Source organism: Streptomyces sp. NPDC007162 (assembly GCF_040634175.1).
GTDB lineage: Bacteria > Actinomycetota > Actinomycetes > Streptomycetales > Streptomycetaceae > Streptomyces.
On sequence record NZ_JBEYFC010000326.1, the window covers coordinates 1 to 10313 of the forward strand.

At 70.9% G+C, this 10313-nt stretch carries 12 protein-coding genes; 3 read left to right on the forward strand and 9 right to left on the reverse strand.

The genetic code is table 11. The features are described from left to right. The 8 genes from ABZ646_RS30440 to polX all read right to left on the reverse strand — a co-directional run. Nucleotides 1–512 (reverse strand): solute carrier family 23 protein (locus ABZ646_RS30440; protein ID WP_360525799.1); only part of this gene is annotated, 512 nt, incomplete at its 3' end. A 274-nt stretch (nucleotides 513–786) separates the two neighbouring features. Continuing rightward, nucleotides 787–2166: an 8-oxoguanine deaminase gene (locus ABZ646_RS30445; RefSeq protein ID WP_360525766.1), complete on the reverse strand. Its 1380-nt coding sequence runs from the start codon at nucleotides 2164–2166 to the stop codon at nucleotides 787–789. A gap of 126 nt (nucleotides 2167–2292) precedes the next feature. Continuing rightward, nucleotides 2293–3186 (reverse strand): factor-independent urate hydroxylase, encoded by an 894-nt coding sequence (pucL, locus tag ABZ646_RS30450; protein ID WP_360525769.1) that lies wholly within the window; start codon nucleotides 3184–3186, stop codon nucleotides 2293–2295. A 7-nt stretch (nucleotides 3187–3193) separates the two neighbouring features. Continuing rightward, nucleotides 3194–3598 carry a hydroxyisourate hydrolase gene (gene uraH / locus ABZ646_RS30455; RefSeq protein WP_360525772.1) on the reverse strand — a complete coding sequence of 135 codons (405 nt, stop codon included), beginning with the start codon at nucleotides 3596–3598 and terminating at the stop codon, nucleotides 3194–3196. A 4-nt stretch (nucleotides 3599–3602) separates the two neighbouring features. Continuing rightward, on the reverse strand, nucleotides 3603–4115 hold the full coding sequence (uraD, locus tag ABZ646_RS30460; protein ID WP_360525776.1) for a 2-oxo-4-hydroxy-4-carboxy-5-ureidoimidazoline decarboxylase: 513 nt from the start codon (nucleotides 4113–4115) through the stop codon (nucleotides 3603–3605). 104 nt (nucleotides 4116–4219) lie between these two features. Continuing rightward, on the reverse strand, nucleotides 4220–4588 hold the full coding sequence (locus tag ABZ646_RS30465; protein ID WP_360525779.1) for a helix-turn-helix domain-containing protein: 369 nt from the start codon (nucleotides 4586–4588) through the stop codon (nucleotides 4220–4222). Further along, nucleotides 4585–4839: a hypothetical protein gene (locus ABZ646_RS30470; RefSeq protein ID WP_360525782.1), complete on the reverse strand. Its 255-nt coding sequence runs from the start codon at nucleotides 4837–4839 to the stop codon at nucleotides 4585–4587. The genes ABZ646_RS30465 and ABZ646_RS30470 overlap by 4 nt, the downstream gene beginning before the upstream one ends. Nucleotides 4840–4886: 47 nt before the next feature. Continuing rightward, nucleotides 4887–6626, reverse strand: a complete 1740-nt coding sequence (gene polX / locus ABZ646_RS30475) for a DNA polymerase/3'-5' exonuclease PolX (protein WP_360525785.1) — start codon at nucleotides 6624–6626, stop codon at nucleotides 4887–4889. A gap of 132 nt (nucleotides 6627–6758) precedes the next feature. Between polX and ABZ646_RS30480 the strand changes: the two genes are divergently transcribed. From ABZ646_RS30480 to ABZ646_RS30490, 3 genes are all read left to right on the forward strand, one after another. After that, a complete protein-coding gene (locus tag ABZ646_RS30480) occupies nucleotides 6759–7607 on the forward strand; it encodes a TIM barrel protein (RefSeq protein ID WP_360525787.1) in 849 nt (282 codons plus the stop codon). A gap of 39 nt (nucleotides 7608–7646) precedes the next feature. Further along, the gene (locus ABZ646_RS30485; protein WP_360525790.1) at nucleotides 7647–8540 is read left to right on the forward strand and encodes a 2-hydroxy-3-oxopropionate reductase; all 894 of its coding nucleotides are present in this window, start codon (nucleotides 7647–7649) and stop codon (nucleotides 8538–8540) included. Nucleotides 8541–8942: 402 nt separating this feature from the next. Continuing rightward, complete coding sequence (locus tag ABZ646_RS30490; RefSeq protein WP_360525793.1) at nucleotides 8943–9185, forward strand: hypothetical protein; 243 nt, start codon at nucleotides 8943–8945, stop codon at nucleotides 9183–9185. Nucleotides 9186–9338: 153 nt separating this feature from the next. Here ABZ646_RS30490 and ABZ646_RS30495 read toward each other — a convergent pair. Next, nucleotides 9339–10313, reverse strand: a 975-nt coding sequence (locus ABZ646_RS30495) for a thiamine pyrophosphate-dependent enzyme (RefSeq protein ID WP_360525796.1), incomplete at its 5' end; no start/stop codon positions are given.

Consider the following 10313-nt stretch of genomic DNA (forward strand, 5'->3'; position numbering starts at 1 on the left):
GAGAGATGCGCCTTGCCCACGGACTGCTCGACCGCCACTTCCAGACCCGCACCGATCGCAGCCGCCGCGGGGTCGGGTCCCTGGGCCCAGCCGAAGGCGACCGGCAGCAGTGAGACACCGATGAGGGTGATGACCGAGCCGGTGACGACCGGCGGGAAGAAGCGGACCGCCCTGCTGAAGAAGGGCGCGGCGAGGAAGCCGAGGAGGCCGGCGACGATCACCGCGCCGAAGATGACCGGCAGGGCGTCGGACTTGTCGTGGGTGGCGGCGGCTGTCGCGGTCATGGGGGCGACCCCGGCGAAGGTGACGCCGTTGACGAAGGGCAGCCGGGCCCCGATCTTCCAGACGCCGAGGGTCTGCAGGAAGGTGGCGAGGCCCGCGGTGAAGAGGCAGGCCCCGGTGAGGAAGGTCAGTTCGGTGCCGGTGAGTCCGACGGCGGCGCCGACGATCAGGGGCGGGGCGACGACTCCGGCGTACATGGCGGCGACGTGCTGCAGACCGGTGGTCGCCATTTTCAGCGGCGGAAGTTTCTCGTCGACGGGATGCACTTCTTGCACAGCGGCTCTCCTCCGGTCGGTTGCGCGGCGGCTCTGGCGCGGGTTTCAGGGAGGTGGTGCGTGATCCAGGTCGTGCGGGACCCGAGGGGAGGACGGTGACCGTTCCCGGGCGCGTGCGAGGAAGCACGCGCCCGGGTGGCGGCCGCCACCGGACCCGTAGGGGTCCATGGCTGCCGGCCGGGAGCCGTCCCTCCCGACCGGTGCTCACGTGCCGTACGGCGTGGCGGGGTTACCGTGCGGCGAGCTGTGCGAGGCGCTGGGCCTCGGCCCGGGTGGAGCGGGCGATCGCGTCCTCGTCCACGTGCAGCAGGCGGTTGTCCGCGACGATCTGACGGCCGTTCACGAAGGAGGCGGTGACCGGGGCCGCCGCGCCGAACACCAGGGCGGTCACCGGGTCGGCGATGGAGGCGTGGGCGAGGGTGTCCAGCTTCCAGAGGACCAGGTCGGCGAGCTTGCCGGGTTCGAGGGAACCGGTCTGGTCCCCGCGGCCCAGGACCCGGGCACCGCCGTGGGTGCCGAGCCGCAGCGCCTGACGGGCGTTCAGCGCCGCCTCGCGGTGGGCACCCAGCCGGTTGATGAGCAGGGCGTTGCGCAGTTCGGTGTGCAGTTCGCCCGACTCGTTGGACGCGGTGCCGTCGACCCCGAGCCCGACCGGGACTCCGGCCGCGAGCATGTCCGGGACCCGGGCGATGCCGGCGGCGAGCCGGGCGTTGGAGGAGGGGCAGTGCGCGACGCCGGTCTTCGTGCGGGCGAAGGCGGCAATGTCGGAGTCGTTCATGTGGACGCAGTGCGCCATCCACACGTCCTCGCCGAGCCAGCCGGTGGACTCGAAGTAGTCGGTGGGTCCCATGCCGAACAGCTCGTGGCAGAACTTCTCCTCCTCGACCGTCTCCGAGCCGTGGGTGTGCAGCCGCACTCCGAGGCGGCGGGCCAACTCAGCTCCCTCGCGCAGGAGTTCGGTGGAGACGGAGAACGGGGAGCAGGGCGCGACGGCCACCTGGGTCATCGCGTCGAAGGAGTCGTCGTGGTACTCCTTGACGGTCGCCTCGGTGGCCGCGAGAGCCCCTTCGAGGGTCTCGACGGCGAAGTCCGGGGGCAGGCCGCCGTCCTTCTCGCTGCGGTCCATGGAGCCGCGGGCGAGGGTGAAGCGGACGCCCGTCTCGCGGGCGGCGCGGATGATCGCCCCGGTCAGGTCGCCGGAGTCCTTCGGGTAGACGTAGTGGTGGTCCATCGCGGTGGTGACACCGCCGCGGGCCATCATGGCGAGGGAGCCCTGCGCGGCCGCGTACACCATCGGCTCGTCGATCCGCGCCCAGGTGGGGTAGAGCGCGACCAGCCAGTTGAAGAGGTTGTGGTCGGTGGCCAGACCTCGGGTGATCCACTGGTAGTAGTGGTGGTGGGTGTTGACCAGGCCGGGGGTGACCAGGTGGCCGGTGGCGTCGATCCGGCGCTCGACGTTCGCCAGGCCTTCGGGGGCCGGGCCCGCGCCGAGGGACTCGATGCGGTTGCCGGCGATCACGACGTGCCCGTCGGCGTACTCGGTGTCGTGGGCGTCGACGGTCGCGATCGAGCAGTGCTCGATGACGGTGCGCTGCGCTTCTGCGGCCATGACTCGTCCCCTATTCACTGAGGGTTCGTTGGTGGAGAGGGCACGGCAGGACCCCGGAACTTTTGAGTGCCGCGGCCGGGGAGCGGGAAACCCCTGCCGGCCGCGGGTGCCGATGTGTGCAGTTGGTCAGAGGTTGGTGAGGTCCGCCGGGATCCGCGCCGTGCAGCCGTCACGCAGCACGGTCGCCTCGATCAGCCCGTAGGGGCGGTCGGCCGCGTAGTACACCTCGTTGTCGTTCTTGAGGCCGAACGGCTCCAGGTCCACCAGGAAGTGGTGCTTGTTCGGGAGCGAGAAGCGGATCTCGTCGATCTCGCTCCGGTTGTCGATGACGCGCGAGCCCATCTGGTAGAGGGTCTGCTGCAGCGAGAGGGAGTACGTCTCGGCGAAGGCCCGGAGCAGGTGCCCGCGGGTCCCCTCGTAGGACTGCTCCCAGTCGGGTGCCTCCTGCTCGTCGTCGGTCCAGTGGAACCGCCAGCGGGCGGTGACCTCGGTGGCCAGGATGCGGTCGTACGCCTCGGGCAGGGTCGTGTACTTGTCCTTGACGTAGCCCCAGAACTCCGAGTCGGTCGAGTTCATCACCACGAGGTCCTTGAGTCCGGAGACGACCTCCCACGACCCGCCGTCGTAGGTGACCTGGGTGAGCCGGGTCTCCTGGCCCTTGCGGACGAAGGAGTGCGCGCCCCGGCCGGCGTGCTCGATCCGCTCCCAGCCGTACTCCTCGACGCGGATGCGGGCCCGGCGGATCGGCTCCTGCGAGGTCACGAAGTGCCGGGCGAGGTGGATGCCGAACTGCTCGGGCGACGCTATGCCGTGCTCCTTGGCGAACGCGTACACCGTGTTCTTGGTGGTGTCGGTCGGCAGGACGCTGGCGTTGGAGCCGGAGTAGTGCACCTCGTCCATGTCGCCGGAGAGCGACACGGAGACGTTCAGGTCCCTGATGTGGTGGGTGGCGCCGTCCCGAGTGATCTTCACGACCCGGTTCTCGGCCTTGCCGTACTGGTTCTGTCCCAGGATGGGCATGTGTCTGCTAGCTCCCTCGGTAAACGGAGTAGCCGAACGGGTTGAGCAGCAGCGGTACGTGGTAGTGCTCGCCCGGTACGACGGCGAACGTGATCGCCACCTCCGGGAAGAACACGGCCGGTCCGCCGTCCCGATTCGCGGGGGCGTCCTGCTGCGTATCGGCTTGCTTCTTCGCGGACTTCTCGAAATACCGCTCGACGGCGAAGTCGAGCCGTACGTGTGTCGTCCCCTCCGGCAGTTGCGGAAGGTCCCTGCACCGGCCGTCCGCGTCGGTCGCGGAGCCGCCGAGCGCCTGCCAGTCGGCGTCCCGGCCGCCGCGGGCGGCGAGCCGGACGGCGACCTCGGCCGCGGGGCGGCCGACGCTGGTGTCCAGGATGTGGGTGGACACGGAGGCGGTGGTGCTGGTGGTCATGGTGTCAGGCGTCCTCTTCGACGAGTCGGGCCAGCCGGATACGGTTGATCTTCCCCAGCTCGGTGCGGACGATCTCCCTCTCCTGCTCGGGGGAGTTGCCGATCCGCGCCCTGACCGCGTCCCGCATCTCCTCGCCGCTGCGGCCGGTGGCGCAGATCAGGAAGACATGGCCGAACCGCTCCTGGTAGGCCAGGTTGAGTTCGAGCATCTCCGCCCTGAGTGCGTCGGCGGCGCCGGCCATGCCGGACTGCTCCCGGGCCGAGGCCGGATCGCCCGGCCGCGGGCGGCCGATGGGCGGGTGTCCGGCCATGGCCTCGGCCAGGTCCGCCGCGGTCAGCTCGGCCGTGGCGGCGTCACTGGCGGCGCACAGGGCCTCGGGGGTGGCGTAGGGGCGGCCGGCGAGCAGGTGCCGGACCCATGCCGTGGAGGCACACGCCTCGTGGAGGGCGGCGGCGGCCGCGAGCTCCTCCAGAGCATTGAACCGGGCCAGACCCGGGGGCGTGGAAGTCGACGTCACGGGAGCCTCCGTGGCCGTGGGCGGCCTTTCGTGCTGAACGGACTGCGGTCAGCTAACGCCCTCCGGAACACCGAGTCAACACTTTGTTGAAAATTCGGGGCCCCTCAGCTCTCCTTGTCACGGTTCAGGTAGTTGTAGACGGTGAAGCGGCTCACGCCGAGCGCGCTCGCCACGGTCTCCACGCCGTGCCGTACCGAGAAGGCGCCCCGCGCCTCCAGTATGCGCACGACCTCCTGCTTCGCCTTGCGGTCCAGGTCGGCGAGCGGCTTGCCCCGCTTGCGCTCCATGGCGGCCAGGATGTGGTCGAGGGAGTCGGCGAGCTGCGGCAGCCGTACGGCGACCGCGTCGACGCCCTCCCAGGCGAGCACGACGTCGTCGGGACCGGCCTCGTCGGGCGGCAGCAGCTCCCCGCCCATGGCGTCGACCAGCGGCTTCACGGCCGTGATGAAGGGCTCGTCGCCGTTTCCGGTCACTGCCGGCCGCCCTCCCCCACCACGTTGACCTGGAGCGAGATCCGGGTTGCCCCGGCCTGGAGGGCCCTGCGCAGCAGCGCGTCCACGGCGGTGAGCACGGCCTCCGAGCCGCCCTCCGCCGTGTTCCCGAACGGACCGACGTCCACCGCGTCCAGCTGCGCGCCCTCGATGACCTCCCGGGCGACCAGCGCGTGCGCGGGGGCCTCGTCGAGGTCGAAGGGCTCGGTCGTGAACTCCACTCTCAATCGCACGGGCTCAACCTAACGCGCGGCACGGTTCTTCGGGCAGTCTTCCCGGGTCACCGGCCCTTGCGCAGAAAGCTCCGCAGCCGCCGCTCGGGCCAGGTGTTGATCACGTCGTCCCCGCTGAGCCAGCCGCGCTGGGCGGTGCCGATGCCGTAGCGCATGGTGTCGAGGTGCGGGACGGCGTGGGCGTCGCTGTTCACGGCGAACCGCACGCCGTGCCTGCGGGCCCGCAGGATGTCCTCGTCGCGCAGGTCGAGGCGGTCCGGGTGGGCGTTGATCTCCAGGGCCGTACCGGTGCGGGCGCAGGCGGCGAAGACCGCGTCGAGGTCGGCGTCGATCGGGGGCCGCTTGCCGATGAGGCGGGTGGTGGGGTGGCCTATGACGTTCACGTACGGGTTCTCGCAGGCCCGCACCAGCCGCCGGGTCAGGGCTTCGCGGTTCTGGTGGAAGTGGGAGTGGACCGAGGCCACGCACAGGTCGAACCCGGCGAGGAAGTCGTCGGGCCAGTCCACCTCGCCCTCGGGGCCGATGTTCAGCTCGGTGCCGTGCAGCAGCCGCAGCCCGCCGCGCCGGCCCCGGGTGGGACAGGCGCCGTCGAGCGCGCGGACCTGCGCCCGCTGGGCCAGCATCCGCTCGTCGGTCATGCGCTGCATGGCCATGTCGGGTGCGTGGTCGGTGATCGCGTAGTAGGCGTAGCCGCGCCGGGCGGCCGCCTCGGCCATCTCCGTGAGCGGGGCGAGGCCGTCGGTGAGGTCCGTGTGGGTGTGCAGGTCGCCCCGCAGGTCCGCCTCGGTCACCAGGGCGGGCAGTTCGCCGCGCAGCCCGGCCTCAATCTCCCCGCGGTCCTCGCGCAGGGTGGGCGGGATCCAGGGCAGGCCGAGGCGGTCGTACACCTCCTCCTCGGTCCGGGAGACGATCCTCGCGCCGCTCTCGACGTCGAACAGGCCGTACTCGGAGAGCTTGAGCCGGTGGTGCACGGCCCGTTCCCGGGTACGGATGTTGTGGGCCTTCGAGCCGGTGAAGTACTGGAGCGCGGCACCCCAGGAGTCCGGCGGTACGACCCGCAGGTCGACGGCGAGTCCCCGGCCGGTGCGCACGGACGTCTTCTTCTCGCCCTGTCCGATGACCTCCGTGACGTACGGCAGAGCGGTGAAGGCCCGCATGACGGGGGCCGACCGCCGCGCCGCCACGAGGATGTCGATGTCGCCGATCGTCTCGCGCATCCGGCGCAGCGATCCGGCGTAGGCGCAGCGCTCGCAACCGGGCACCGCGGACAGCGCGGCGACGACGTCCTCGGCCAGGTCCATGGCCACGTCGAGCCGCACCCGGCCGCCGGCCGACCTGAGCAGCTCGATGCCGTGCAGGATGTTCTGCTCGGTCTTCGGCCCGAAACCCTTGAGGTCGCGCAGCCGCTCCTGGTGGATGGCGTCGGCCAGTTCGTCGACCGAGCGGACACCCAGCTTCTCGTAGAGCGCCAGTGCCTTGCGGGGCCCGAGGGTGGGTATGGCGGTCAGCCGCCGGACGCCCGCCGGGATCTTCGCTCGCAGTTCCTCGACGGCCGTCACCCTGCCGTCGGCGAGGAACTCCAGGACCTTGTGGGCGATGGACTTCCCGACGTTCGGGATCTCCTGGAGCCCTTTGAGGTCGAGCGTGGAGACGTCGGCGTGGTGGCCGCCGACCGACCGGGCGGCCTTCTCGTAGACACGTGCCTTGAACGCGTCTCCGCCGGTGATCGAGATCAGGTCCGCGTACTCCTGGAACAGCGCGGCGACCTCGCCGTTGGACCGGGCCATGTCTTCAGGGTAGGGCGCGGTCGCACGCGGACGCTCTTGACATCCTTCCCCGACCCCAGGCAGTCTTCCGTTAAGCAGAAACAAATTTCCACAATACGGAAACTCGAACAACGGAAGGGAGCGTCGGCCCCCATGCCGGGTTTCGCACGGAGCACAGCCGCAGAGCAGCGCTTCACCGTCAACCTGTCGATCCTCTTCACGGAGCTCCCACTGCTCGAACGCCCCGCGGCCGCTGCCGCGGCCGGCTTCACCGCGGTCGAGCTGTGGTGGCCCTGGGTCGACTCCGCCACGCCCGCACGCTCCGAACTCGACGCGCTGCGCCGGGCGATCACCGGCGCGGGCGTCCGGCTCACCGGCCTGAACTTCTACGCCGGACAGCTGCCGGGACCCGACCGCGGCGCCCTGTCGGTCCCGGGCGAGGAGTCGGAGCGGTTCCGCGCCAACATCGACGTGGCGGCCGGTTTCGCGCACTCCCTGGGCTGCCGGTCGCTCAACGCCCTGTACGGCAACCGCGTGGCCGGCACGGACCCGGCCGAGCAGGACGCGCTGGCGCTGGAGAACCTGGTCCGCGCGGCAGCGGCGGCCGACCGCATCGGCGCGGTGCTGCTGATCGAGGCGCTCAACGCACCGGAGTCGCCGCGGTACCCGCTGGTGTCCGCGCCGGCCGCGGTCGCGGTCGTCGACCGGGTGAACGAGGCGTCGGGACTCGGCAACGCGCGCTTCCTGATGGATCTCTACCACCTGTCCGTGAACGGCGAGGACCTGCCGTCGGTGATCGAGCGGTACGCCTCGAGAACCGGCCACGTGCAGATCGCCGACAACCCGGGCCGCGGCGCCCCCGGCACCGGCTCCCTCCCGTTGGAGGAACTCCTCGGCCGGCTGCGGAAGACCGGTTACGACGGCTGGGTCGGCCTGGAGTACAAGGCGGGCGACCGCCCGAGCTCCGAGGCCTTCGACTGGCTTCCCCGCGAAGCGCGCTGAACTCCCCTGTTGGCAGAGCAGTCAGAGAGGCACCCCGATATGACCGACACCCTGCCCAAGATCGCCTGGATAGGCCTCGGCATCATGGGCTCACCCATGTCCGAGAACCTCCTCAAGGCGGGTTACGACGTCACCGGGTTCACCCTGGAGCAGGACAAGCTGGACCGGCTGGCCGCCGCGGGCGGCACCGCGGCGGCCTCGATCGCCGACGCGGTGCGCGACGCCGACGTGGTCATCACGATGGTGCCCGCGTCACCGCAGGTCGAGGCCATCGCCTACGGCCCGGACGGCATCCTGGCGAACGCCCGCCCCGGCACCCTGCTCATCGACATGTCGTCCATCACCCCCGGGACCTCCGTCGACCTGGCGAAGGCAGCCGCGGACCGGGGCCTGCGCGTCCTGGACGCGCCCGTGTCGGGCGGCGAGGCGGGCGCGGTGGAGGCCGTGCTGTCCATCATGGTCGGCGGCGAGCAGGCCGACTTCGACCGCGCCAAGCCCGTCTTCGAGGCACTCGGCAGGACCATCGTGCTGTGCGGTCCGCACGGCTCGGGCCAGACCGTGAAGGCGGCCAACCAACTGATCGTCGCCGTCAACATCCAGGCGTGCGCCGAGGCCGTGGTCTTCCTGGAGAAGTCCGGCGTGGACCTGACGGCCGCGCTCGACGTCCTGGGCGGTGGCCTGGCCGGCTCGACCGTGCTGGCGCGCAAGCGGGACAACTTCCTGAACCGCGACTTCGCGCCCGGCTTCCGCATCGACCTGCACCACAAGGACATGGGCATCGTGACCGACGCGGCCCGCCGCGTCGGCGCGGCGCTCCCGGTCGGCGCCGTGGTGGCCCAGCTGGTCGCCTCCCTGCGCGCACAGGGCGACGGCGGCCTGGACCACTCCGCGCTGCTGCGCGCGGTCGAGCGCCTGTCCGGCGCGCGGGTCTGAGCCGTACCCCGAGACTTCCGGGCGGCGTCGCCGCTGACATCTGTCCTGTCGCGCCCAGGCGTCGGCGCCGCCCGGAAACCCCTTCGACGAAGCGTTGTCGCTCTGCCCCGGCAGCGGCCGGGGTGAGCCCGCGAACGGCCCGCGACCGGCGGACGGCCCGGATGAGGGATGGCCGTCCGGACCGGTGCGCGGGCGGGGCGAGGACCGCGGCGGCGTGCGAGCCAGTGCGGTGGTGAAGGAACCGGAGCCCTTCCCGACCAGAGGGAAGGCCGCTCCGGCTCCGTCGCACCCGCCGCGGTCCCAGCCATCCACCGAGGTCGTACGAGACGCGCCGGAGGCGGACACCACCCGCATCCGGCGCTTCGGCGTGCGTTCACGCCCCCGCCGCAGGAGCCTTGAGGCATGACAGCACACCCACCGACGGAGTTCCCCCACATCGTCGTGCACGCACCCGCCCTGGACGGTTCCCGGCGGGTCACCGAGGGGGAGGTGACCCTGGGCATCGCCTCGCATCTGGACGACGTCATCGAGATCCTGCGGATGGCCGACCTTGACCGCATCGAGGTCGAGGAGAGCGACCTCATCGAGTGGCAGGGCGGCGGCCCCGACGACTGGCCGGGACTGTCGGAACACCCCGAAAGCTGACGTAGCGGCACGAACACACCGGCTGATTCTCAAATTATCCTCTGAACGTCGTTCAGCATGCTTCAACCGCCCCTGCCGTCGGGCATATTCAGCGCACAAGGAGCCCGCCGACACGGGGGCGGCGGGCTCCTCTGAACGGGCGACGCGAGCGGGTCAGACCCGCAGCGTCCTGATCGACGTCGGGGCATGTCCCGGCTCGGTCGCGAGCTCCTCGAACTCGGTCACGTTCGAGATGTCGTTGGTGGTCGACATCGAGATGTCGGTGACCCGCTCCAGGATCGCCTCCACCACGACCGGCACCCGGTGCTCCGCGGCCAGCTTCTTGGCCTGCTCGAAGGCCCTGCCCAGGTCCGCCGGGTCGAGGACCCGGATCGCCTTGCAGCCCAGGCCCTCGGCGACCTTGACGTGGTCGACGCCGTAGGCGCCCAGCTCGGGCGAGTTGATGTTCTCGAACTCCAGCTTGACCTGGAAGTCGATGTCGAACGCCCGCTGCGCCTGCCGGATCAGGCCCAGGTAGGAGTTGTTGACCAGCACATGGATGTACGGGATCTTGTGCTGCGCGCCGACCGCGAGCTCCTCCAGCATGAACTGGAAGTCGTAGTCCCCGGAGAGGGCCACCACGGACGCCTCCGGGTCGGCCTTCGCCACACCGAGCGCGGCCGGGATCGTCCAGCCGAGCGGCCCCGCCTGACCGCAGTTGATCCAGTGCCGGGGCCGGAAGACGTGCAGCATCTGGGCGCCGGCGATCTGCGAGAGACCGATCGTGGAGACGTACCGGGTCTCCGGGCCGAAGGCCCTGTTCATCTCCTCGTAGACCCGCTGCGGCTTGATCGGGATGTCGTCGAAGTGCGTACGGCGCTGGAGTGTGGCCTTCTTCCGCTGTGCGCGGGCGGCCCAGTCGGTGCGGTCGGGCAGCCCGCCCGCCGCCTTCAACTCCTCTGCCACCGCGACGAACAGCTCCAGCGCCGCCTTCGCGTCGGAGGCGATGCCGAAGTCCGGGGCGAAGATCCGGCCGATCTGGGTCGGCTCGACGTCGACGTGGACGAACGTCCGGCCGGCCGTGTAGACGTCCAGCCTGCCGGTGCCGTTCGGGACCGAGTGGGTGCCCTTGCGGTAGAACTCGTACCA

What these genes read in the sequence shown, in the direction of transcription:
- ABZ646_RS30445 (WP_360525766.1), bottom strand. Translation starts at nt 2,166, where the DNA reads ATGGCCGCAGAAGCGCAGCGCACCGTCATCGAGCACTGCTCGATCGCG.
- pucL (WP_360525769.1), bottom strand. Translation starts at nt 3,186, where the DNA reads ATGCCCATCCTGGGACAGAACCAGTACGGCAAGGCCGAGAACCGGGTC.
- ABZ646_RS30490 (WP_360525793.1), top strand. Translation starts at nt 8,943, where the DNA reads ATGACAGCACACCCACCGACGGAGTTCCCCCACATCGTCGTGCACGCA.
- ABZ646_RS30480 (WP_360525787.1), top strand. Translation starts at nt 6,759, where the DNA reads ATGCCGGGTTTCGCACGGAGCACAGCCGCAGAGCAGCGCTTCACCGTC.
- ABZ646_RS30485 (WP_360525790.1), top strand. Translation starts at nt 7,647, where the DNA reads ATGACCGACACCCTGCCCAAGATCGCCTGGATAGGCCTCGGCATCATG.
- polX (WP_360525785.1), bottom strand. Translation starts at nt 6,626, where the DNA reads ATGGCCCGGTCCAACGGCGAGGTCGCCGCGCTGTTCCAGGAGTACGCG.
- uraH (WP_360525772.1), bottom strand. Translation starts at nt 3,598, where the DNA reads ATGACCACCAGCACCACCGCCTCCGTGTCCACCCACATCCTGGACACC.